Raw genomic sequence first — 24,409 nt, 5'->3', positions numbered from 1 at the left:
ATGCCTTAACTCCGATCGATCGGTGCAAGCTTTCTTGCTATCGAGAGTTCCGCGGCGCGTTCGGGCCGAAGGCGACCGCGCAAGACGTCCGCGATACCCATCAGATTTCCCCTTATCCGCCCGCGTCTGTCGATGAAGGGTTCCGGCTGTGCGGCCCGCCCAAAGTTGCTGGCCATATTACGAAATATCTGACCTGCGACCTGGCTCGCCGTCATTGTTCTTTTGCGCAGCATGTACAGGGGATTGATAACCTGGGAGTAACCCAGGCGCTCGCCGTTTACGCGGCCGCCCTTCACGCCCATGTGCACACCGTAGGCCTCGGATGATTTGACCAGTCGGCCGCCGTTGCGGGCAAGCGTCGCTCCGAAGTCGCGGTCCTCAAGCCAGCCATAGAGCACCAGCCGCTCGTCGAACGTAGTCTCGCCGATGGCGGAGGTTCGGAATGCCATATTGCAACCGTAAGGGCTATACCGTTCGACCCATGAAAGCGGCGGCTTTGCTGAAGATCTTACCGTCATCAACGCCTCCTCGAAGGGGATGCCCGGCCCTTTTATTCCATCTGCGATGACTTCTCCGGTGAAACCGACAACGTGGCTCTCATCGCTGAAAGCCTTCACCGCCGCAGCCAGCCAATTTTCATCTGCGACAAAGTCGTCGTCGAAGAACGCGATCACATCGACCGATGATTTTAGATGGGACAATGCTTTATTTCGTTGCGCCGACGAGCCCGGCGGCCCAACCAAGACTGTTACGTCTGGATGGGATGCGAGCTCACCTGCATCCGCAAGGTCCGCGCATGAAACGACGACGGCATCGGGTTTGTGGGTCTGTGTCGCCAGCAAATGCTTGATCGTCTGGCTGACGATATGCGGCCGGCCGCGTGTCGCGCAGGCAACGGCAATTTTGCGGGTGGAAAAGTCTTTTGCGGCGTATGTTTGGAGAATACTGGAGGGTTGCTCGAGCAGTTCCATGTAGCCTTTGGCGGTCTCAGCCCAGGAGAACATCTTCACCTGTTCGCGGCCGCGGTCCACGAGCTCGGACGCCAGCCCGTCGGATGCCTGCAAGGCTTTGATATGGCGCACCCAGGCCTCGCCATCGAACGGCGATGCGAGCAAGGCGGCATCTCCGCAGACCTCCGGCATGCTCGCGCAGTTCGCTGAAATGACCGGACAGCCACGCGCCATCGCCTCCACGATTGGGAGCCCGAAGCCCTCCGTCAGGGATGGAAACGCCAGGCAAAGCGCACGGTCGAGCAGATAGGCAAGATCGTCGTCGGATACGCGTCCGATTCGGTAGACGTTTCTTCTCTCGTCCAGCTCGCCAGCCGCAAAGATGTCGCCGCCTCCGCCGGCAAACACCAGATCGATGCCCAACTCGTCGAGTTGCTCCGCAATGGCGACAAGCAGGCCGAGATTTTTATGTCTGGCGCGCGAGCCGATCGCTAAGACAAAAGGTCTTTCGCCATGACCCGCGATATCGTTGAGAAAACTCGGAGCCGCCTTCGCCAGAGCCGGGTTCCAGCTAAGGGCATGTTCATGGCCGTTCGGCAGGATCGCGATGTCCTGCGCGCGGATGGGAAGATGGCGGGCGAGTTGCCGAGCCGCCGCATGAGACACGGTCGCGATACGTGCCGAACGTCTCACCAATTGGGGATGTAACGTGTGATAAAGGGTCCGGAAGAGCAAAGTATAACTCTCGGGACTGGAGAAGATATTGGCGTCGTGAATGCAGACAATCTGGTCGTCTCTGGCAACGGGAGCCGTATTGCAGAGGTTAAGCAGTCGACCTTCGGAAATGAGTGGAAGGATAGCCTGTTCCCAGGCGTGCCCTGATACCGCGCCGCGCCGTATCCACGTCGTATGTTCCAGATTCGGCTCTGGCGCGTTGGCCGGAGTGGCGATCGAAGCTGAGGCGCCGGCTTCCCCAAGAGCGGCATCCACAGCTTTGACCACATTGGCGGCGTAACGCTGCACACCTGTCGTGTTTTGTGTGAGGAAACGACCATTGATAGTGAAATGCGATGGTGTCGTCATAATTTATCCCTCAAGACCAATGCCTGTCCGACACCTGTTCGACTGCTGACTTCCGCCCCTGAGCCCGCCTCGCGAAAGCGTACCGGCGGCCGTGCCGCCGACCGCCCATCGTCGTCATTCCGGCGGGGCTGCAAGCTTTTCGATTAACGCTGAAACGTTGCGGCAGATATTGCTCAGTAGCTTCCGCGTGTCTGAAGGACGGCGGGGATGGTTTTGAGCATGATGACGATATCGCCCCACGTCGACCTCTCGGAAACATATTGCACGTCCAAATCCACGCGGGTGCCGTAGCTGGTATCGCTGCGTCCGCTGATCTGCCACAAGCCCGTCATTCCGGGTCGCACCATTGTGTAGTGGCCGAAATGGGGGCCGTACAATTCGACTTCGCCTGCAACGATCGGACGCGGCCCCACCAGACTCATCTGACCACACAGAACGTTCAGAAGCTGCGGAATCTCATCAACGCTGCTCTTGCGCAAGAAGCGCCCGAGTGGCGTTACGCGAGGATCGTCCTGAAGTTTTCTGGTCGCATTCCATTCCGCCCGCAGATGCGGGTTCGACGCGAGGTGTAGGGAAAGTGCCTCGGAAGCGTTGTTGACCATCGACCTGAATTTCAAACAGGGAAAGAGAACCCCGTCCTTGCCGATGCGCTTCTGGCTGATGAAGATCGGGCGGCCTTGCGCCACGAGCAGAACAACAACAACCATGGCGATCATCGGGCTGAGGAGGATCAGTCCAAGGGACGCCAGTACAAAATCCAATCCGCGCTTTATCCAGCCGGACAAGGTGCGGCCGATACCCCTCGACAGCTTGGCGCTGCGAGTGAAGCGTTCCGAGCTTCGGTTTATTCCAGTCCGTCTATCAAAGTTACGATTAAGATCGATTTTTAGATCGACTTCTCGCATCGGATAACCCCCGTAAGAATAGCAATTTCAAACGAACATGCAAAAATTCAGACTGTCAGGCATATTTAAATTAACAACTAGTAAACGATTTGACAATGCTTTTATTGCGTCGCACTATATAAGAGTGCAGCGCGGTATGATGAATATATTTAGTATAGATATCTCGATATGAAATATATCTGAGATATTAAATCCAATATCACTTCTTGGTATTGGATTCGGACTGTGCATTTTGAGCCCTTGAGGGTGACCTGTTGCCCTGTTGTTTTGTACGTGGAGCATCTTATGCGTGTAGCGATCATTCACTACTGGTTGGTTGGAATGCGTGGCGGCGAGAAAGTTCTGGAATCTCTATGCCGCATGTTTCCTGAGGCTGATATCTATACGCATGCCTATGATCCGGCGGCCATTTCCGACACGATAAACAAGCATAGGATTCATACGACATTCATCGGCCGCCTTCCGTTGGCGACGAAAATGTACAAGCGCTACTTGCCGTTGATGCCGATGGCGTTGGAGCAGCTCGATCTTAGCGGCTACGATCTTGTCATCAGCAGTGAATCCGGGCCGGCGAAGGGCATTATTCCCACATCGCCGGCAATGCATATTTGCTATTGCCATTCGCCGATGCGCTACATTTGGAACATGTATAACAGGTACTATGAAAGCTCCGGTTTGCTGACCCGAATGATGATGCCGCCGATGGCGCATTATCTGCGGACATGGGATGTCGCGACATCCAACCGCGTGGACGGTTTTATCGCCAATTCGGCAACGGTTGCCCACAGGATCAAGAGCTATTATCGCCGGGACGCCGAGATTATTCATCCCCCGGTTGACACGCAGGCATTCAGCCCGGTTCCTCGTCGGGAGCTCGATGACTATTTCCTGATGGTCGGCGAATTGGTTGGCTACAAGCGGCCCGACCTTGCGGTTGAAGCCTTCAATCGTTTGGGGGCAAAGCTCGTTGTCATCGGTGGCGGGGAAATGCTCGGCCACCTGAGAAAGATCGCGGGTCCGAACGTCACAATTCTCGGCGCGCAACCGTTTGACGTGCTCAAGCATCACTATGCGCGTTGCAAGGCATTGATCTTCCCGGGCGAAGAAGATTTTGGAATTGTACCTCTGGAGGCAATGGCGAGTGGCCGACCGGTTATTGCCTATGGTCGCGGAGGCGCAACCGAGACCGTCGTCTCCCAAAAGACGGGCCTATTCTTCGAAGAGCAAACCGTCGATGCCATTATCGATGCGGTAGAGCGGTGGCAGAAAGTCGACTTCGACCCCAATGACGCTGTTTTCAGGGCTGCTCAATTTAGGACAGATGTGTTCGTGGACAGGTTCAGTGCCTATGTCAGCAAAGCTATGGGCGGCAGTTTGCTGTTGGCGCAGGCGAGCTGAGCGCCGATCGGTCGTTAGCGGATGAACAATGCTCGGAGTATGAGATGCGCCTAAATCTTATAGCGCTTTCAGGCGAAGGATGTGCCGCTGCGATGCGTCTCGCTCGGCAATTTCGGAAGCTCGTTCCGTTGATGTTTGCCATGATGATGGGCGCCGCGTTGCATCCGAATCTGGCTCTGGCGGAAGGCTATGTTCTCGGCGTCCAGGACACTTTGAAAATCCGGGTGTTCGAATGGCGTCCCACGACTGGCACGGCCTTCGAATGGGTGCCATTGACAGGCGAGTTCGTCATATCTCCGGGGGGTAATCTCTCGCTGCCGATCATTGGAGCAGTACCCGCGGCCGGCAAGACCCTCGAACAGGTTGCCGACGAGATCGGCGAAAAGCTTCAGTCGCAAGTCGGCCTGCAGAAGCGGCCTAACGCTTCCGTGGAAGTCGTTGCGTATCGGCCTTTCTTTGTAAACGGGTTGGTCGGGCAGCCCGGAAAATACAATTACATTCCGGGACTCACAGTTGTTCAGGCTTTGAGCATGGCCGGAGGCGTTGGCCCGATGGACTCGAACGTAATCAGCATTCAACGCGACGCGCTTATCAGCAGGGGAGATGTCCGGACGCTTGCCGAAGAGCGGTTGGGTTTGCTTGCCAGGCAAGCAAGGGTAGAAGCCGCACTCGCCAACGCTGCATCGGTGGCTTTCCCCCCGGAGCTGACAAAGCTGGGGACCGATCCCGTCGTGGCCCGCATGATGACGGACCAGCAAGCACTTCTGGACACCCAGCTGAGTTCGATGCAAGCAGAGCTCGATGCGCTAAGTCAGGCAAGGGTTCTGGCTCTAAATCAGGTCGAATCGCTCAAATCAAAGGCGGATTCTCTTTCGAAACAGATAGAGCTTGCGAATAAGGATGTCGGTTCGGTCAATAAGCTCATTGCGCAGGGGCTTACCGTCTCTTCGCGAGAATTGGCCGCCAACCAGAATCTGGCGGAACTCGAGGGACGCAATCTCGATGTCGCGCTCGCGACCCTTAAGACTCAGCAGGACATCACGAAGTTCGATCAAGACACCAAGGAAGTGTATAATCGTTACCGCGTTGCCTCGTTGACGGAAGCGACGAATTTGCGTGACCAGTTGATCGCGAACGCTGAAAAAGCGAAGACAGCGCAATCGCTTATCAACAATCTGGAGGCGCGCGCACCGGCCGCGATCGCGGCCGTAGAAGGTGAACATCCGTCCGATTTTGTCATGACTGTCAATCGCAACGAGAATGGCGTCGTTCACAATCTCACCGTCGATGCCAACGATCTGATCGTTCCTGGCGATGTCCTGACCGTTGAGCGGCCGCGAAAGGAGACTTCCACCGGTGGAAACGGTTAGCGCGTGTGTAGCTCATCTCGCTGCGTAACAGATCGGCAGCTGCTCGAATTTTCAGTGTAGACTACTTGCGACGAACCCTTTGATGGTCGATAACGATACGTGTGATTTGTTATCCATGAGGCTGTCGGAGGCTGTACTAGATGCCATTGGCGATCGTGATCGCATTTATTATTGGCGCAGTATGCGCCGTGCGATTGCCTGTGTTGATTTTCACACTTATCGTTGCCTTGGTGGTCGTCGTCTTTGCCGTTACCAGCCATGGGCTGGGTGACTCGCTCGGTTCTTCGGTGCTGTGGGGATTAGCCTACGCTGCTGCACTGGAGGCCGGTTACGTCTTCGCCCATTGCCTGTTTTACATGGTTTATGTGCGGCGTTCCTCTCGCGAAGACAAACAGCCTTCAGCTAAAATCACCTCAAGATATCCGTCAGAATAGCTAGTCGGCGATTTGGGCGGAGACGTCGGTTTACCAGCTTACGATGCTAATTTGAACGATAGTCGTCCGTTGGCCTCGGTCGCCCATGGAATAGTCGCACCCAAAGACAAAGAAGCGCCTGCGAAGTCGCAATTTTGCCGGCGGCTCTCAGCCCACGCGCCAAGTAGGAGAGCGAATTAGCCTGAACAGCATTGTGAATTTACGCGGTGCCTCCGGAAACAAATTTGGCAATTGGCTCCCGGCCTTCAGCGGGTAGCGCTCTTGCGTTTCATGAGCTTGGCATTCACGGCAAGCCACGTCACTTCAGAACCGGCAGCGCTTTCTTCAATCGAGATCTTACGCGCCAAAAGCGTGCAGGATTGAGCCGAATTTGCGCCAGTTGGCGGCGGCCCCAATCGGGGGTTACAAAAAGAGCGACAGCAAAGCCAGTGAACGCCAGCCGGCGCACCATGCTGGCGTGCTCACGCCAGACCGCCTGAATATAGCGGTGGACCAGGCCCCAGCGTGGCCTCTGCCCCAGCGCAACCGCAGCCAGTATTCGCATTTCCAATACATAGGCGTAGTCTTCTCGAACCTGTAACTTCGCGCCCAATCCGCGGGCATCAATCAACTCGGAAAGATGCTTCAGCCGGCCGACGAAGCGATCCGCGTAACCTCTCATGCGATCGCTTGTAAGTGTCGAGAACGATGAGGCATTGGAATTGTGAATTCTGTATTTTCCGAGCGGCTCGTTGATCGATATGACATTGCCAACAAACGGAGCGAGCAAGTAGGGAACCCCATCGATCCCTCGTTCGTAACTCAAATCGCCCAGATTTTCGTAAACGTCGCGACGATAGATATTACCGGACGTCGGAGGTGTATTGTAATATCCGCGTTTGCGTATGGAGCGTATCAGCGACTTCGATTCATCCAGTGCGTTGAGCTTGGGAAACGGCTCGCCGATCTGCCGCCCATCCTTGTTGATGGGCACGAGCATGAATTGTATCTTCGATACATCCGGGCGCAGGTGCGGCACGATAATCCTAAGGGCGTCAGGCTGAAGCAGGTCGTCCGCGTCAAGGAAGTAGACAAACTTGCCCTTTGCCCGCGAAAGACCAAACAGCGAGCTTCTGAGCGCGCCACGGTTTTCGGTTCGAAAGGCGGTTACCTTGTCCTGGAATTCGCCAATACGTTGCCAGGATCGATCCGTAGAGCCGTCATCTACAACGATTACCTCAACGTCCATTGATTTTTGTTCAAGTACACTTTCAATACACTGCTTTATGTAAAGCTCGTAATTAAAGCATGTTATCACGACGCTCAAGAATGGCTGATTTTCTTTCATGGTCGCCCCGGTCTTCCAGGATATATATTGCAATGCAATATGCCAAATAACGCCATTTAAATCTACTATTTATGATAGAAAAAATACTCTATTTTTTTCGACTTTTTTCCGAAGTGATTTCATGCGAAAGCAAACTCGAAATGGTGCTTTTGCTATTCTGGGCTGTAGATTTAATTCGCTCTTGCATGCATGGCTGCCAGGTCTTGCTTCCTTCCGGCAGTGGTGCTCTTTTTCCAGCCGCCAAGTGGCAGCGTGTACTCATTTTCAGGCTCCGAACATGCAAGGGCTGCCAGAATAAAAAATAGCAGCCCAAGATCGACCATCGCGCCTGCGACCGTCGCCCCGATCAGGAGAAACAGGCATCCGTTGCGAGCGGCAAGCCGCACGTCGGCGTCTGCCGTTCGTTCGACGCCGCGTTTTCGGCCGATCGCGCAGAAGGCAAAGAGGACAAAGAATAAGGTGCCGGGTAGGCCGACATTCGACAGCAGTGCGATCGGAAAGCTTGAAGTCCGCGACGTGCCCAGGCCGACGCCCATGCCCCATGAGTCCAGAAAATTCTGGATTCCATAGGCGTTCCAAGAGGCGCGCTCCACACCGGAGGAGGTTGTCGACTTGCTGAGGATCAAAAGATCGACGTAGTGATAGAGAGTGTCGAAAAGGCCGCTGTTCAATACCACAATGATCCCCGCCAGAATGAACAGCTGCGGCGCGAGTAGGACGACGAGCGTGCTGTTGCGCCTGTCCCTGCCGACCCCACAACGTGCGATCGCCGTGACGTATAGGATTGCCATGCATACCGGCGTCGCAACCAGTCCCGTCGAGGATGTTGAAAGAAGAATGAGCACAAGCGACAGCAGTGCAAGATAGCCCGTCCATCGAGCCTGCCTGCCACAAATCCACATTGTCGCGGTGAACCCAAGCGCTCCAAGCGTCATTCCGGCGAAGGCGGACGCCTCTGGGAACGAACCCACTATGCGCTTTAGGCCCGCTATGGATTCTTTGTCATGAAATGCATACTGGGCATTCCTCATGAAGGCGAGCAGGTCTGCCGTGCCGGTTGCGCCGGTGACAAGGTCAAGCATCGCGAAGACCGCGTTCATCGACGCATACGCGATGAGGCCGGTAACGATGGCGTAAAATCCCCGTTTCGTGGAGGCCACTGCCAAGACAGTGAGGAAGCAAACAAGGTCTGCGGTGAGGTAAACGGTCTGCGTGAAGTTGCTCGACAAAGGTCCCAAAGGCACTGTTCCGCCCGTTTCAGGATACTCGGAACTGCCGACAGGTATGATCTGCGTGGCGCCCGCAAGCAGCCTGGGCATGAAGAACCCCGAAATGGCGCCATACAGGACGAGGCACGCAAGCCAGAAGCCAGGTTGAGCAAATCTTAGGCCGCGCAACGCGACACCCACGTTGAACCGCCATGGAAGCACGGAGAGGACGAGAAACATTAGAAACAAGTGCGCGGGCTGAATACTGGCAGCGCCGGCTATGAACGCTGCCGCGGAACCGAATACCGTCATTACGACGAAGATGATCGCGGTAGCCCTGTAGCCGTAGAATAGGCAAATAAGGCCAATGAAAACGGTAATAACGCCGATTGGTTCTACGCTCACCGACCAATTACTCCATGCCGTATTTTGCTCTTAGTCGCGATCGTCATGCGTATTATCTGTAGTAATCCAAAAATATATTATTATATTGCAGTGCAAAATAAACCATATTATTCTGGGATGAAAGCTGAAATTTCATCAACGGCAACTTCATCATGAGACAGTGCGGCCGGCGTTTTCCGCGTAAGTTTTCCGACAAGGTCATTCGCATGATTACTGCGCGTTCCCGTATTCTTCTTAGTTTATTTATTTTTGGCGGCTCTTTGCTCTGCATAAACGCGCGTGCAAACGAGGCACTCGATGCTTGCGAACTCAAACCCGTGATGATGGAAGAGTTTGACGACGAAAGCATAGCCGTCGATCGTATCGGTCCCGCACGGTGGATTGCGCATACGCCGTGGGGCGGCGATTTCGGTGATGCACAGTTCGCGAATCCCGGTCCCAACGGACCTTTCAGGGTTCGCGATGGCGTGCTCGCCATTACTGCTGCGAAGGATTCCACCGGCAAGTGGACATCGGGTTTGATTGCCGCCGCCGATGCGACGGGCGCGGGCGTCGGCACGCGTTACGGCTACTTTGAGGTGAGAATGAAGATGCCGCCGGGGCCCGGAACTTGGCCGGCATTCTGGCTCATTCCTCTTCGCCCGGCGAGCGCCATGGACGGAAAGGTCGAGATCGATGTGATCGAATATTATGGCCGCGCGACATCGGAGTATCACTCGGTGGTCCATGTCTGGTTTCGCGACCAGGCGAAAAACCGTGGTGATGGCCACATCGTGTCTGTCCCCGACGGCAGCCTGATCGATGACTTCCATACCTTCGGCGTCGATATCTCGCCGCGGAACCTGACCTTCTTTTTCGATCGGAAGAAGGTCTGGCAATATCCCGCGCCTCCCGAGTTGGACAGCGCGATGTATCCTCTCGTCAATCTCGCCTTGGGTAGCGGCTGGCCAATCGACAAGACGCCAAACCCGTCAACGCTACTTGTCGACTACGTTCATGTTTATGGAAGAGGAGCCGGGCCGGCGGAAGGATGCGAACCCGGCCTCCCGCCCTCGAAGTAAGGAAAGCTGGAAAAGCTGCAGCACACATCGCTGCAGTGCCAGACCGCGCTCACGCAAATAGATTGGAAGATCGATATGCAAACTCCTTTTTCGGCGTCGACCGCCGAGCCGCACTCTTCATCCGGCTCGTCACAGGCTCGCGGGGAAGAGCAACAGTCCACACAGGAAAGCGAAACGGCGATCCGCCGGTTTGTGTCCCTGATGCGTGCACCTGCGGTCTATATCAGGATGCTGCTTACGACCGTTGCATTCTGCCTGATTTGTTATCTTCATTATCGGAGTATCGCGACGACGATATACTACGGACTGATCTGTATCGTCCTTATACAGGTCGGATATTTTGGTGGGGTACTATACTTGGTATGGAAAGAGCGCAGCGAGAGATGAGAAGGAACAGGACGTTTCAGGCGCACAGATATTTCGGTTGGGCTTATTCAGAATGAAATTTGGGACAAGCGGGCTTCGAGGCCTTTCCGAGGATCTGAAGGGCCGGGCATCGGCGCTCTATGCTACGGCGTTTGGTCGCTATCTGCTTGAAAGCGGCCGGGCAAAAGCGGGTGATCCCATTCTCGTCGGCCGCGACTTTCGTGATTCCAGCCCTGAGATATCAGCCGACTGCATCAAGGCGCTCGGCAAGCTCGGCTTTGCGATGATCGACTGCGGCACGGTCCCGACGCCGGCGCTGGCGCTCTACGGCCTGCATCTCGGCGCCGCCTCGCTGATGATCACCGGCTCCCATATCCCGGCCGATCGCAACGGCATCAAGTTCTATCGGCCGAACGGCGAGATCGACAAGGCCGACGAAGCCGCCATCACGGCCGCCGCCGCCGATCTCGACCGCACCGGCTTCGAATGGCCGCTGGGTGACCGGCAGGCCGAGGATCGGGCCGCCGAGTGCCTCGACCTCTTCACGGAGCGCAACGCCAGCCTGCTGCCCGCCAATGCGCTTGCCGGCCTGAAGGTCGGCGTCTACCAGCACAGCACGGTCGCCCGCGATCTCATGGTCGATCTGCTCGAGCACTTCGGCGCCGAGGTCAAGGCGTTCGCGCGCTCCGAACACTTCATTCCCGTCGATACAGAAGCCGTCTCGGAAGAGACCATTGCACTTTTGAAGCAGGCTGCACGCGATCATGGCCTCGACGCCATCGTGTCTGCCGATGGCGATGGCGACCGGCCGCTGGTGACCGACGAGACAGGCACCCCGCTGCGCGGTGACCTTCTCGGCCTGATCGCCGCCAACTTCCTCGGCGCGGACGCCGTGGTGACACCGGTGACCTCCAACTCCGGCATCGAAGCATCAGGATCGTTCAGCGTCATCCGCACCCGTGTCGGATCGCCCTTCGTGATATTAGGGATGCAGGAGGCGCTGGCATTACGCAAGACCGGCGTCGTCGGCTTCGAGGCCAATGGCGGCACGCTGGTGGCGAGCGATTTCGAGCTCAATGGCACGACGCTGCTGGCGCTGCCGACCCGCGATTGCTTCCTGCCGATGTTGGCGACACTGGCGCAGGCGGCCGCAAACAAGCGCCCGCTGTCTTCAATCGCATCCGGCTATGCGCTCCCCTTCGCCGCCGCCGACCGGCTTGAGAACTTCCCGGTCGAGACCAGCGCGAAGCTGATGGCGCATCTGCGCGCGAGCCCCGCCAATCTCTCCGACTTCCTGCAGCCGATTGGAGAAGTCGGCAGCACCAGCGATATTGACGGCCTGCGCGTGACGCTTGCCGACAAGCGCATCATCCACTTCCGTCCCTCGGGCAATGCGCCGGAGATGCGCTGCTACGTGGAAGCGGAGACGGAGAGCGCTGCCACCGACCTTCTTGCAGCCGGCCTCGGGCGCATCCGCGCCTGGGCAAGCGCAAACTGATCAACGATTAAAGACCATTTCGAGGACCAATGCAGATGACGCAGAAGATCGTTCCGGTAATCATGGCAGGCGGCAAGGGCACGCGCCTGTGGCCGCTGTCGCGCGCCGCCGCCCCCAAGCAGTTCATCCGTTTCATCGGCGATACGACGCTGTTCCAGGAAACGCTGCTGCGCGTCTCCGACAAGACGCTCTATGAACCGGCGATCGTCATCACCAACGAAGAGTTCCGCTTCCTCGTCGCCGAGCAGGCCCGCGAACTCGACATGACGCTGTCGAGCATCCTTCTGGAGCCGATGGCCCGCAACACGGCCGCCGCCGTTGCCGCCGCCGGCGCGCTGGTGCGTGACCGCTTCGGCGAGAGCGCGATCATGCATGTGCTGGCTTCGGACCACGAGATCGATGCCGATCAAGTCTATTTCGACGCGGTGCGCGCCGCGATCGCCGCCGCATCCGCAGGCAAGCTCGTCACCTTCGGCATCAAGCCGACGGAACCGGCAACCGGCTATGGCTACATCGAGGGCGGCGAGGCACTCCCGAGCGGCGCGCTGACGGTCAAGCGCTTCATCGAGAAGCCACCGCTTGAAAAAGCCGAGGAGATGCTGGCATCGGGCGGCTTCTACTGGAACTCCGGCATGTTCATGTTCCCTGTCGCCAAGCTGCTCAGCGAAATGACGACCTTCGCCCCCGATGTCCTCAAGGCCGCCGGCGAAGCGGTCATCAAGGGCGTCAAGGATCTGGACTTCATCCGTCTCGACAAGGCGGCTTTCGCAGAAAGCCCCGATATCTCGATCGACTACGCCGTCATGGAAAAGACCAAGAACGCAGCCGTCGTTCCCTCGCCCTTCACGTGGTCGGATCTCGGCAGCTGGGATGCGATCTGGAAAAGCGGCAATCCTGACGAAAAGGGCAATGTCGCCGCCGAAAACACCACGGTCGTCAACACCCGCAACTCGCTGGTCATGACGCACGGCGTGCATCTGGCGGTCAACGGCATGGACGACGTCGCCGTCATCGCCAGCGAGGATGCCGTCTATGTCGGCCACCTCAAGGACAGCCAGGACGTCGGCGCCATCGTCAAGATGCTGGCCTCCAAGCCGGCGACAACCAAGCTCACCGAGACACACCCGACCTCCTACCGCCCCTGGGGCGGCTACACCTCGATCTTCAACGGCGACCGCTTCCAGGTGAAGCGCATCTTCGTCACGCCGGGCAAGAAGCTGTCGCTGCAGAAGCACCACCACCGCTCCGAGCACTGGATCGTCGTCAAGGGCACGGCGGAAGTGACGATCGGCGAGAACGTGCAGATGCTGCGCGAGAACGAATCGGTCTACATCCCGCTGGGCGAAGTCCATCGCTTGGCCAACCCGGGCAAGATCCTGCTCGAACTCATCGAAGTCCAGACCGGCTCCTATCTCGGCGAAGATGACATCATCCGTATCGTCGACGAGTTCGGCAGAAGTTGAAAAAGAGCCCGACGCCTGATTTGCGTGTGCTCTTTGGGAAGAGCCGGCAGCGCCCTGCCAGCTGCTGCTCTTTTCGCGCGATGGCAGCGTTGCCGCCGACATTCGTTCACCCGCCCGTCGAAAACATACGTATGCTACCGTAAGATACGTTGGTCGGACTGCCCCGTCTGCCTATGCTGCATCTGCGAGATAACTGAGTGCCCTGCGACAGGCGGGGCGCATTCATAGAGCGGATGCAGAACGAGGATAATCTCAGAGCTGCATTAGGTCTTTGAATGATCGCCATAAGCGATGAACCAGGAGATTCGGCATGCGGTATTCTTCCCATCTCCCCATACCAGATTTCGGCGCTCAGTTCGGTCCTGCCGGGCTTGCTTTCGACTACGCGTTGGATGCGGCGCAACGCTCCGTTCTGTTTTGGGATGTCATGCGACAGCGCGGCACTCAGTATCGCGAACATGCCAAAGCGAACGCGCCGCATGTGCTCAATTTCACGCCCGAGCTCGTGTTGGATGGGCGCACATTGGAGCGACCCGTCAACTACGCGCTGGTCCGCATCCTTCCGCGCGAGGGCATGACGGTCGACGATCTGCGCCGCCCCTTCGTCGTGGTCGACCCGCGCGCCGGGCACGGGCCGGGGATAGGCGGGTTCAAGGCCGATAGCGAGATCGGCGTTGCGCTGAAAGCCGGGCACCCCTGCTATTTCATTGGCTTCCTTCCGGAGCCGGTTGCAGGTCAGACGATCGAAGACATCGCGCTGGCTGAAGCAGTCTTTCTTGAGAAAGTCATTGCGCTGCATCCACAGGCCGACGCCAAGCCCTGCGTCATCGGCAACTGCCAGGCCGGTTGGGCCGTGATGATGCTGGCCGCGATGCGGCCCGAACTCTTCGGCTCGATCATCATTGCCGGAGCGCCGCTGTCTTACTGGGCGGGCGAGCGCGGCAAGTATGCTATGCGCTATACGGGAGGGCTGCTCGGCGGCACATGGCTGACCGCGCTCACGAGCGATCTCGGCCACGGAGTGTTCGACGGTGCCTGGCTCGTGCAGAATTTCGAAAACCAGAACCCGGCCAATACGCTCTGGACCAAGCAGTATAATCTGTATTCGAAGATCGACACCGAGGCACCGCGCTATCTCGGCTTCGAGCAATGGTGGGGCGGTCATGTCAGTCTCAATGCCGAAGAGATCCAGTTCATTGTGGATGAGCTCTTCGTCGGCAACAATCTTGCTGCTGGCCGTATCGAGGCATCGAATGGGGAGGCGATCGATCTTCGCAATATTCGTGCGCCGATCGTCGTTTTCTGCTCGAAGGGTGACAATGTCACCCCGCCTGCTCAAGCGCTCGGCTGGATTTTGGACCTCTACGACGATGTGAACGAGATACGCTCGCACGGGCAGACGATCGTCTATACCGTGCACGAAACGATCGGCCATCTCGGGATCTTCGTGTCCGCAAGCGTTGCCCGCAAGGAACACGGCGAATTCTCCAGCAATATCGACCTCATCGACGCACTGCCGCCCGGGTTGTACGAGGCGATTTTCGAAGCGAAGACTGATGAAACCGTCGGCGGAGACCTCGTCGAGGGCGATTGGATCATGCGCTGCGAGGCGCGGACGCTGGATGATATCCGCGCGCTCGGATGCAATGGCCCGGAGGACGACCGGCGCTTTGCCACCGTCGCGAAGCTCTCCGAGATCAACCTGTCGCTCTATCGCGCTTTCCTGCAACCCGTCGTGCGCGCCATGGTGCCGGATTGGGCGAGCCGCAGCCTTCGCGAGATGCATCCGCTGCGGCTGCAATACGAGGTGTTCTCGGACGTCAATCCGTTGATGGCGCCGATTGCGGATCTCGCCGCCGAGGTGGCCGAAGAGCGCCGCCCCGTCGCATCAGGCAATCCCTTCCTGGCAATCGAGCAGGCAGTGTCGCGCCAGATCGTCGAGGGGTTGGAAGCATGGCGGCAAGGCGTGGAGATGCTGAGCGAGGCGATGTTCCTGTCTGTTTATGGATCGCCGTTCCTGCAGGCCGCGGTCGGTATCGACAGTTCGGACACCAGGCCACAGCGGCGGGCAAGCAAGACAGCGTTGCATGCGCGCGTCCTTCAGGAGAGGATCGAGGAACTAAAGGCACAGATGGACCGAGGAGGCCTTCGCGAAGGCTTGGCGCGCAGTCTGCTTTACGTGGCCATGGCCAATGGTGCTGCCGACGAGCGCGGGTTTGCGGCGATCCGCCGGATGCGGCGCGTCGAAGACGGGATGCCCCCGATGACGCTGGCGGAGTTCAAGGCTTTGATCCGCGACCAGTTCCTGATGCTTGTCATCAACGAGGAGGCGGCCGTTAACGCCATTGCCAGGCTGTTGCCATCTGAGGAAGGGCTGCGCCGGCAAGCGCTGTCCTCGCTGCGCGAGGTCTTGCACGCGCGTGGTGCCCTGACCGGTGAGGCCGAGCGGCGTTGGCTGAGGATCATCGACATCTTCGACGTTTCCGAGGAGCCGATCACCGCCCCCTCTGCGCCACCAGCAAAGACGGCGTCGGTGAAGGCCATCCGCCGTGTGACGTAATCGACCGAATTATCGAATGGCCCAGGGTTTGAACGCGCCTTCCAGCATGGAGCATGTGCAAATGTCGAACTTGGAAAACGTTGGCGACGCCGGCCGGCATGAGAAGTACGAGCGGCTCATCGCGAAGGCCAAGCAGGTTCCCGCGATGAGGACACTCGTTGCCCACCCTTGCGATGAGACATCGCTGCGTGGCGCTGTCGAAGCGGCCGAGGTCGGGCTGATATGCCCGGTCCTTGTCGGCCCGGCCGAGAAAATACGCGGCGTCGCCAAGGCGCATGATCTCGACATCTCGCCGTTCGAACTGCTCGACGCTCCTCACAGTGATGCGGCTGCCGCCAAGGCAGTGGAGATCATCCGGGAAGGCGGTGGTGATCTTCTGATGAAGGGAAGCCTGCATACGGATGAGCTTTTGCGGGCCGTGACGTCATCGGCGACGGGGCTCAGAACCGCGCGGCGGATCAGCCATGTTTTCGTGATGGATGTGCCCGGCCATTCGGAAACGCTCTTCATCACCGACGCCGCCATCAACATCGCGCCGGATCTCGATGCCAAGCGCGATATTATCCAGAACGCGATCGACCTCTTCACCCAGATCGGGCTCGGCACCCCGCGCGTGGCGATCCTTTCGGCCGTCGAGACGGTGACGTCGAAGATTCCGTCGACGATCGAGGCTGCCGCGCTGTGCAAGATGGCGGAACGCGGACAGATAACGGGGGGCGTTCTGGACGGGCCACTTGCCTTCGACAATGCGATCGATCCGGAGGCCGCGAGAATAAAGGGCATCCGCTCTCCGGTTGCCGGCCACGCCGAAATCCTCGTCGTACCCAATCTCGAGGCTGGCAACATGCTGGCCAAGAACCTGACCTTCATGGCGCGGGCGGATGCAGCTGGCCTCGTCCTTGGCGCGCGTGTGCCGATCATCCTGACGTCGCGGGCGGATTCGGTGCGCACGCGTCTCGCTTCCTGCGCCGTCGGCGTGTTGCTCGCGGAAGCGCGTCGTCAGGCGGCGCAGATACAGGGCGGTTGAGGCCATGGACACGATACTGGTGGTGAATGCAGGCTCATCCAGCCTGAAATTCGAAGTCTTCTCTGCTGCCGGCTCGCTCACGCGGCTGGTCAAGGGGAAGATGGACGGGATCGGCACCGCGCCGCATCTCTCGATAAAGAACGCCGTGGGTGACCGACTGGCGAATGAAGACTATCCGAGCGAGGACATCCCGGATCTGCCTTCGGCAATGCGCCTGGTCGGACAATGGCTACGGGAACGGCTTGAGGGGCGCCTGATCGCGGTCGGCCACCGTGTCGTCCATGGCGGGCCGAACCATGCTGGGCCGGCGAAGGTCGATGAAAGCTTGCTGCGGGAGCTGGAGTGGTACACCCCGCTTGCGCCGCTGCACCAGCCAAACAATCTCGCGCCCATCCGGGTTCTGCTGGAGCGGCAGCCCGACCTGGCGCAGGTCGCCTGCTTCGATACCGCCTTCCATCGCGGGCATGATCCGATGACCGATCATTATGCCATACCGACGCGCTATTTCGAGGAGGGGATTAGGCGCTACGGCTTTCACGGGCTGTCCTACGAATATGTGGCGGGACGGCTGACGGACATCGCGCCGGATGTTGCTGGCGGGCGTGTCATCGTTGCCCATCTCGGCAGCGGCGCGTCGATGTGCGCGCTTCGCGAGGGACGAAGCGTGGAGAGCACGCTGGGGTTCACGGCGCTCGACGGCCTGCCGATGGGTACACGGTGCGGGCAAATCGATCCCGGTGTGCTGCTCTACCTGCTTGAGCAGCATGGAATGTCGGTCAAGCAGCTGCAGGATATTCTCTACAAGGAGTCGGGGCTGAAAGGGCTGTCCGGTATCAGCAACGATGTGCGCGATCTGCTCGACAGCCAGGAGGCCGGTGCTGTGCTGGCGCTCGACCATTTCGTTCATCGCATTGGGCTCAATGCCGGCGCGCTTGCGGCCACGCTAAGCGGGCTGGATGCATTCGTGTTCACCGCCGGGATCGGTGAAAATTCGCCGGCGATGCGCGAACGGATCGCCAAGAAACTCGGCTGGCTCGGTGTATCGCTCGACACGGAGCGCAACAATGCCGGCGAGCTGCTGGTGGCGAGCGATGACAGCAAGGTCAAAGTCTTCGTCATCCCGACCGACGAGGAGCTGATGATCGCTCGGCATACCCTCGCGCTTATCGACGCTGGTGGGACCGTGCCTGCCGACACACTCTAGCTATGTGGATGGAAGAAAGGGCTGCTGATGATCCCGATGGTGAAGGCTAAGCTTCTCGAAGGAAAGCGCGGACTGGTGGTTGGCATCGCCAATGATCAGTCGATCGCCTGGGGTTGCGCGCGGGCATTCCGCGCTCTGGGCGCCGAACTGGCGGTGACCTATCTCAACGATAAGGCCAAGCCATACGTCGAGCCACTTGCGCAGGCGTTGGAGGCACCGATTGTCATGCCGCTCGACGTCTCGGTGCCCGGCCAGCTGGAAGCGGTATTCGAGCGCATCGCAGAGCAATGGGGCGAGCTCGATTTCGTGGTGCATTCCATCGCCTTCTCACCGAAGGACACCTTGCAGGGGCGGGTCGTCGATGTGCCTCACGACGGATTTTTGGAGACGATGGATATTTCCTGCTGGTCGTTCATCCGGATGGCGCATCTTGCCGAACCGCTCATGAAGCACGGCGGCACGCTGTTCACCATGACCTACTACGGCAGCCAGATGGTGGTGAAGAACTACAACATCATGGGCGTTGCCAAGGCCGCACTGGAAAGCGCCGTCCGCTATATCGCAGCCGAGCTGGGGCCGAAGGGCATTCGCGTGCATGCGATTTCGCCCGGTCCTCTGGCAACGCGTGCAGCTTCCGGCATCCCCGAGTTCGACGAGCTTCTCAACAAGGCACAGGAAATGGCGCCGACGCGCAGCCTTGTCTCGATCGACGATGTCGGCATGGCAACGGCATTCCTGGCGCATGATGCCGCGCGGCTCATTACCGGCGATACGATCTATATCGATGGCGGATACCACATCATCGACTAGAGCCTTTGTCCGGCGCGGGCAGGATCGGGCGGCGCCAGAGGTGTTGGTCGGCGATCTGGTCTTTGCCATTTCAACACGCCAGTTCTCGATCAAGGGCGAGCCGCTGGTGCTGACGCCAAGAGAGCATGCAGTGCTTGAGCATCTGATCACCCGCTTCGGCTCGATGGGAGAGCCGCGCGCTAGGGTCAAGCCGCTGCCCGTCAGTATCCGAAGCCGAACCTACTGTTCATCGCTTTCGTCATCGGCAATCTTGCGCAACAGATAGAGCAGGGCAACCCGCTCCGCAGGGTTCAACCGCGCCACGGTTTCTTCGCTGATATGATAGGCGCGGGGATACATCTCCTGCAGCAAGGCCTCTCCCTTGGGCAGCAGGGAGATCACGACCTTGCGGCCATCAGCTTCGTCCTTGGACAGGTTGACCAGCCCGCGAACCTTGAGTCGATCGACAATGCCACGGATCGTGGCCTGATCCACGGAGGTCGCCTTGACGAGTTCGACCTGGGAACTCGGACCCAGGTCATGCAGCGCGCACAAGGTCACGAACTGCACCGAGGTCAGGTCCGGGTCGCTTGCGTTGGTCTGGAAGATCGACAGATGCCGCTGATAGGCCTTGCGCAGAAGATGTCCGACCTGCTCCGTAACGTGGTAGCCACCCTGCGATGCTGGCGCTTCCGGTGGCTGCTGGTCGGTGTCTTTGGCGGTCATTCTCAGCGTGATCCATCATTTATGGTGTCCTGCGGTGCTGCATGAAACACCACAGCAGATTGTGACGGTCAAGGCATGGCGCTCCGCGCGGCGTCGCGCGAAGCGCCATGGTGGCTCGTATCACCCGAAGTTATACTTCATTTCCTTGACGGCGATGTCGCCGTTCAGAACCATTGGTTCGTCGTCGAGGAACAGCGAGCAATTGCGCATCGGGATGTCCAGGTGGCAAGCGGTGTCGTTCGGGCCGCCGAGCTCGTTGTTCGGGCCGGTGGAGAACATGACGTTGCCGTAGAACGAACGGGCTTCCATGCCCATGCCGCCGGGGAATTCGCCAGGCACCATGCGATGCCACTTGGCATTCTGGTTGAGACCCCAGCCGACATGGCTCATGCCCATGCCGCGCGGATCGTTGAAGCCGGCCATGTAGGATTTGACCAGCTCGGCGTCGAGGCCGCCGCGAATGTCGGTGATCCAGCCGTTTTCGATCGTGTAGATGATCGGGTCGCGCACGTAGATGTTCTGCGGCAGCAGGATGTCGCCAGGAGCAACGACGATCGTGCCATCGACGCCGTCGTCGTCACCACCCGTGAAGACGAAACCGGACGGCCAATGGTCCCAGCGGCCCGGCTCGTCGGTGCAGGCATATTCCGTGATGGCCGGATAGGTGTTGAGCTTGTAGGTGACGTCGGTGCCGTGCTCGGAGGTGATGCGCATCACCTTCGCCTTGGCCAGAAGCTCGCCGGCGAATTCGACGCGTTCGCGCAGTTCCTTCGTCGGCAGCATGCGGGCGAGAACTTCCGGCGGCTCCACCGCGGTCAGGATACGCGTGCCGGCCGCTTGGATCGCCATCTGCTCCGGGCTGAAGAGCAGGAAGATGCAATCGATGAGCATGTCGGCCGCCTTCAGCGCTTCCACCGCTTCCGGCATGGATGCCAGTCCGGTCTGGCCGACGGCCCATGCACCTGCCGGCGGAACCGGCGGCAAGCGCATGTGGTACATCTTCGCGCCAAGACGCATGCCCGCCGCCATGAAGGCGTCGGCGTAGTCGAGACGCTCGTTGCCCTGGGTGAGGACGATGAGTTTTTCGCCCTCGTGAACGCCCGACATCTTCAGCTGATGCAGGCAGATTTCCGTGAAACTGAATTGATCCATGCTCGTTCCCTTATTTTGCTTGAGGACTTATGTGCCTCGTACAGTTACGGACAGTCGGACTTGGCCCCAGACTGGACCTTGGCGATTTCTGCGATCGCCTCTTCCTTCGAGACGACATCGCCGTACTTGTTGTCGATGTCGAACAGGTTCGCATTGTGCGGATCGGGGTGCCGGTCGCCCACGCAATCGCGCACGACGATCGCCCGGAAACCATATTGAACCGCGTCCACCGCGCTGGCGCGGATGCAGCCGCTGGTCGAGCATCCCGCCATGATGACGGTGTCGATACCCTGCGCATGCAGGTGCGAAGCAAGGCTGGTTCCGAAGAAGGCGCTCGCATACTGCTTGACGATGACAAGTTCGTTCTTGGCGGGCTCGACCTCGTCGCAGAACTCGGCGAGCACATTGCCTTCCACCATCGCCTTCATGACGGGCGACTTCTTCACCCACATGCCGCCATCCGCGCAGTTTTCCGCGAGATAGAGAATGCGCGTATGGATGACCGGAATGCCGGCCTTGCGGGCGGCTTCGATCAGTTCGGGCGTCTCTGCCACTGCCTCGACGACGCCGGGCGCGTAAAGCGGTGCGCCTTCGATCGTATAGGCCTTGAGGAAGTCGACGACGACGAGCGCGGGCCGCTGGCCGAAGCCGATACGGTTGCCCCAGACACCCTGATAATTCGCTTCGGCGCTTTGCATTGCGGCTCTCCTCAATAGGCGCCGGACAGAAGCGCGCCGGCACCCGGCGAAACCGCTTCGAGACCGAGCGACTTCAGCATGCAGTAGGTGGTTGCCACGGCGGCGGTGACCACCGGCTTGCCTGTCATCGCCTCGACCTTGGCGATAACCGGAAGCGAAGGCATCTGAACGCAGGCCGACAGGACGATGACATCGACATCGCTCAGGTCGAGCGTCTGCACGATCGCCGGCAGGTTTTCGGGATCGTGCCGGGCAACGTCGAGATTGTCGGGAATCTCCAGCGCGCGCCAGTCTTTCACCTCGAAGCCTTCCTCGCGGATGTAGTTCACGACGAGCTCGGTCAACGGCTTCATATAGGGCGCGACGACAGCGATCTTCTTTGCCTTCATCACCTTCAGGCCCTCGATGAGAGCGCCGGCGCTGGTGACGACAGGAATATTGGTGCCCTCCTCGATCGTGCGGCCGGTAAGGCGCTTTTCCGATTCGCGGTGGTAGCCGAGGCCCATCGCCATGATCGCAACGAGGCAGGCATAGCCCAGCACATCCACGCGAGCGTCGGAAAGCTCGATGGCGCAACGGTCGGATTCGGCGTCCATGGCCGCGAGCTCTTCCTTGACGACCTTCTTCATGCGCATACGGCTCGAATGGAAGGTGAAGCGCTCCGGCCGGATCGACTGGCGGGCGGTCAGCATGGCGGGGATCTCGGTCTCCATCGTCGTGTTGGAGCTCGGAACGATCTGGCCGATACGGTAAATCTTCTGCACGGACGTATCCTTTGAAGCATGAAACTGGAAAACAGGAACGGCGGGCGCTGGCCCGCCGTGTCGCTAGATCAGCGGGAGAGAAAATCCCCAAGCGCTGCAAAGAAGCCGTCGAAATCGTCCCACGGGATCATGTGGCCACCATCGGGTACACGGGTGATCTCGATGGCGGGCTGGAGCGAGCGTACCTCTGCCTCGTCCTCGGCCTGGATCACGCCGCCGCGCCCGGCCACCATCAGCATCGCCGGATGAGTGAGCTTCGGCAGGTCCGGGAAGATGTCATCCTTGTGGAAATCTTCAAATGCCGTAACGATCGCCGGCTCGTAGCAGGTGTGCAGCCATTCAGCGCGCAGGGTGCGTTGCTCCTCGGTCCATGTCGGGCAGAATGCCTTCATGTCCTCGGCGGTCATTCCCTGCAGCGACTGGCGAATGGAATCCACATACCAGGGCAGCTTGCTCGGATACGGGCGCCGACCCGGGCCGGAAACCGGCGGATCGATCAGCGCAAGCCGCGAGAAGGCCGCGGGTGCGGCGATCGACGCGCGAATGGCGATGCGGGCACCCATGGAGTGGCCAAGCAATGCCGGCTGTTCCAGTCCGAGGGCTTCGACGAAACCGACGACGTCGGCGGCCATCGAATTCAAGCCGTAGTCCAAATCCGGACCGGTCGAGGACAGGCCGCGGCCACGCACATCGAGAACATAGACGTCGTAGCGCTCCGCGAGCCTTTCGGCGACGAAGCCCCAGGTGATCGCCGGGCTGGTAATGCCGGGGATCAGGACGACGGGCCGGCCCTTGCCGCCATAGCGCAGGTAGTGCTGGCGGATGCCGTTCGCAAAGACATTCGCACCGTACAGCGCCGCGCCGCTCATGCCGCGGTCTCGCTCTTCAGCGGCTCGGCGTAGATGTCGTAACCGTAGACCCATGCCGGATCTTCTTGCGCCAGCAGGAAGGTGTTGGCGTTCGACACGGTCTGGACACGGGTGGCGCGGTCGCGGCGATTGGCCTCGTAGAGTCCGAACGCGGTCTTGAAGCCGTTGACGCCGGTTTCCTGCAGGCAACGGGTCAGCATAGCGGCGTCTTCAATCGCCATCGCGGCGCCCTGGGCCATGTGCGGCTTCATTGGGTGGCAGGCATCGCCGAGCATGACAAGGCGGCCCTTGCTCCAGAGCGGCAGCGGATTGCGGTTGAACAGCGGCCACTTGGTCACTTCGTCGGTGCTTTCTATCAGCGCCTGAATGACCGGATGATAACCATCGAACGCGGCTGCCATCTCGTCTCGGCTGCTTTCGACGAAGGCCGAATCGAACTCCCACGCCGGGTGAGGCACGCCGGTGACATAATAATATTCGTCCCGGCGGGAGGTTGTGTAGTAGACCATCATGTGACGGTCCGGCCCCCACCACTTGACGCAATCCTCGAACGTCAGATCGTATTTCTTCAGCTTGTCGGACGAAATGAGCGCGCGGTGACCGACCCAGCCGCTGTAATTCGGCTTCTCTTCGCCCAAAAGCGTTTCGCGAACACGCGAATTGATGCCATCGGCGCCGATGACGATATCGGCGCGCACGGAGGTTCCGTCCTCGAATTCCAGCAGAACATCCGTGCCGTTGTCGTCAACGCGCGAGAGCTTCTTGCCGAAATGCAGAGTGCCGGGCTGCAGCGCTTCGCGCTGAATGGTCTGCAGGTCGCCACGGTGGACCGTGCAGTAGGTGTGGCCGTAGCCTTCCAGCGAAACGCGCGCGGTGTACTCGCCGGTGATGCCGTCGCGACTGAACCAGTGGCTCGGCGTGCTGCTGATGCCGATGACCTTCTGGTCAACGCCGATACGCTCGAAGATTTTCAGGACGTTCGGCCCCATGTGGATGCCTGCGCCCAAACGCGAGAAGCTGGGCGCCTGCTCGTAGATGTTGACATCGAAACCCGCGTGCTGAAGCAGCGCGCCAGCGACCGCGCCGCCGAGGCCGGCGCCGATAATCGCGATCTTTTCTTTTCCGTTGGACATGGCGACCTTTCTTGACTGC

21 protein-coding genes are annotated in these 24,409 nt (G+C 59.2%); 11 read left to right on the top strand and 10 right to left on the bottom strand.

Features of this window, described 5'->3' with window-relative positions; genetic code table 11:
* Positions 1-5 precede the first annotated feature (5 nt).
* Both ACODTZ_RS05180 and ACODTZ_RS05175 read right to left on the bottom strand, forming a co-directional pair.
* Positions 6-2,033: a glycosyltransferase gene (locus ACODTZ_RS05180; protein ID WP_489024232.1), complete on the bottom strand. Its 2,028-nt coding sequence runs from the start codon at positions 2,031-2,033 to the stop codon at positions 6-8.
* 173 nt (positions 2,034-2,206) lie between these two features.
* Positions 2,207-2,938: a sugar transferase gene (locus ACODTZ_RS05175; RefSeq protein WP_489024230.1), complete on the bottom strand. Its 732-nt coding sequence runs from the start codon at positions 2,936-2,938 to the stop codon at positions 2,207-2,209.
* 285 nt (positions 2,939-3,223) lie between these two features.
* Here ACODTZ_RS05175 and ACODTZ_RS05170 point away from each other — a divergent pair, with 285 nt between their 5' ends.
* From ACODTZ_RS05170 to ACODTZ_RS05160, 3 genes are all read left to right on the top strand, one after another.
* Positions 3,224-4,336, top strand: coding sequence for a glycosyltransferase (locus tag ACODTZ_RS05170; protein ID WP_489024228.1), 1,113 nt, complete (start codon positions 3,224-3,226; stop codon positions 4,334-4,336).
* A 44-nt stretch (positions 4,337-4,380) separates the two neighbouring features.
* The gene (locus ACODTZ_RS05165) at positions 4,381-5,706 is read left to right on the top strand and encodes a polysaccharide biosynthesis/export family protein (protein WP_489024226.1); all 1,326 of its coding nucleotides are present in this window, start codon (positions 4,381-4,383) and stop codon (positions 5,704-5,706) included.
* A 140-nt stretch (positions 5,707-5,846) separates the two neighbouring features.
* Complete coding sequence (locus ACODTZ_RS05160) at positions 5,847-6,140, top strand: hypothetical protein (protein ID WP_489024224.1); 294 nt, start codon at positions 5,847-5,849, stop codon at positions 6,138-6,140.
* A 298-nt stretch (positions 6,141-6,438) separates the two neighbouring features.
* Here ACODTZ_RS05160 and ACODTZ_RS05155 read toward each other — a convergent pair whose 3' ends face one another.
* Both ACODTZ_RS05155 and ACODTZ_RS05150 read right to left on the bottom strand, forming a co-directional pair.
* Entirely contained in the window at positions 6,439-7,467 is a 1,029-nt protein-coding gene (locus tag ACODTZ_RS05155; RefSeq protein ID WP_112981107.1) for a glycosyltransferase family 2 protein, read from the bottom strand.
* 170 nt (positions 7,468-7,637) lie between these two features.
* A complete protein-coding gene (locus ACODTZ_RS05150) occupies positions 7,638-9,080 on the bottom strand; it encodes a hypothetical protein (RefSeq protein WP_489024223.1) in 1,443 nt (480 codons plus the stop codon).
* Between the two features lie 206 nt (positions 9,081-9,286).
* Between ACODTZ_RS05150 and ACODTZ_RS05145 the strand changes: the two genes are divergently transcribed.
* The 8 genes from ACODTZ_RS05145 (at position 9,287) to fabI (ending at position 19,069) form a co-directional block, all read left to right on the top strand.
* Complete coding sequence (locus tag ACODTZ_RS05145) at positions 9,287-10,141, top strand: glycoside hydrolase family 16 protein (protein WP_489024222.1); 855 nt, start codon at positions 9,287-9,289, stop codon at positions 10,139-10,141.
* Positions 10,142-10,216: 75 nt separating this feature from the next.
* Complete coding sequence (locus ACODTZ_RS05140) at positions 10,217-10,528, top strand: exopolysaccharide production repressor protein (protein WP_348531773.1); 312 nt, start codon at positions 10,217-10,219, stop codon at positions 10,526-10,528.
* A 52-nt stretch (positions 10,529-10,580) separates the two neighbouring features.
* Positions 10,581-12,005 carry a phosphomannomutase gene (locus ACODTZ_RS05135; RefSeq protein ID WP_489024220.1) on the top strand — a complete coding sequence of 475 codons (1,425 nt, stop codon included), beginning with the start codon at positions 10,581-10,583 and terminating at the stop codon, positions 12,003-12,005.
* Positions 12,006-12,040: 35 nt separating this feature from the next.
* Positions 12,041-13,468, top strand: a complete 1,428-nt coding sequence (locus ACODTZ_RS05130; protein ID WP_489024218.1) for a mannose-1-phosphate guanylyltransferase/mannose-6-phosphate isomerase — start codon at positions 12,041-12,043, stop codon at positions 13,466-13,468.
* Positions 13,469-13,778: 310 nt separating this feature from the next.
* Entirely contained in the window at positions 13,779-16,028 is a 2,250-nt protein-coding gene (locus ACODTZ_RS05125) for a DUF3141 domain-containing protein (protein WP_489024216.1), read from the top strand.
* A 16-nt stretch (positions 16,029-16,044) separates the two neighbouring features.
* A complete protein-coding gene (locus ACODTZ_RS05120; protein WP_489024214.1) occupies positions 16,045-17,055 on the top strand; it encodes a phosphate acetyltransferase in 1,011 nt (336 codons plus the stop codon).
* Between the two features lie 4 nt (positions 17,056-17,059).
* On the top strand, positions 17,060-18,259 hold the full coding sequence (locus ACODTZ_RS05115) for an acetate/propionate family kinase (RefSeq protein ID WP_489024213.1): 1,200 nt from the start codon (positions 17,060-17,062) through the stop codon (positions 18,257-18,259).
* A 27-nt stretch (positions 18,260-18,286) separates the two neighbouring features.
* Positions 18,287-19,069: an enoyl-ACP reductase FabI gene (gene fabI, locus ACODTZ_RS05110; protein WP_489024211.1), complete on the top strand. Its 783-nt coding sequence runs from the start codon at positions 18,287-18,289 to the stop codon at positions 19,067-19,069.
* 219 nt (positions 19,070-19,288) lie between these two features.
* Here the strand turns inward: fabI and ACODTZ_RS05105 are convergent, their stop codons facing one another.
* The 6 genes from ACODTZ_RS05105 to ACODTZ_RS05080 form a co-directional block, all read right to left on the bottom strand.
* Positions 19,289-19,774, bottom strand: a complete 486-nt coding sequence (locus ACODTZ_RS05105) for a MarR family transcriptional regulator (RefSeq protein ID WP_047514135.1) — start codon at positions 19,772-19,774, stop codon at positions 19,289-19,291.
* Positions 19,775-19,894: 120 nt separating this feature from the next.
* Complete coding sequence (locus ACODTZ_RS05100; protein WP_209235259.1) at positions 19,895-20,926, bottom strand: 2,5-dihydroxypyridine 5,6-dioxygenase NicX family protein; 1,032 nt, start codon at positions 20,924-20,926, stop codon at positions 19,895-19,897.
* 44 nt (positions 20,927-20,970) lie between these two features.
* A complete protein-coding gene (locus tag ACODTZ_RS05095; protein ID WP_489024208.1) occupies positions 20,971-21,624 on the bottom strand; it encodes an N-carbamoylsarcosine amidohydrolase in 654 nt (217 codons plus the stop codon).
* Positions 21,625-21,635: 11 nt separating this feature from the next.
* Positions 21,636-22,388 (bottom strand): aspartate racemase/maleate isomerase family protein, encoded by a 753-nt coding sequence (locus tag ACODTZ_RS05090; RefSeq protein ID WP_047514142.1) that lies wholly within the window; start codon positions 22,386-22,388, stop codon positions 21,636-21,638.
* Between the two features lie 68 nt (positions 22,389-22,456).
* The gene (locus ACODTZ_RS05085; protein ID WP_112982346.1) at positions 22,457-23,257 is read right to left on the bottom strand and encodes an alpha/beta fold hydrolase; all 801 of its coding nucleotides are present in this window, start codon (positions 23,255-23,257) and stop codon (positions 22,457-22,459) included.
* A complete protein-coding gene (locus ACODTZ_RS05080; protein ID WP_111562482.1) occupies positions 23,254-24,390 on the bottom strand; it encodes an FAD-dependent monooxygenase in 1,137 nt (378 codons plus the stop codon). Before ACODTZ_RS05080 ends, ACODTZ_RS05085 begins: the two co-directional genes overlap by 4 nt.
* Between the last annotated feature and the right edge of the window lie 19 nt (positions 24,391-24,409).

It is taken from the genome of Rhizobium sp. FG113, from assembly GCF_057809895.1.
Note: the sequence above shows the minus strand (reverse complement) of the source record. Positions and strands in the feature narration are given on the sequence as shown.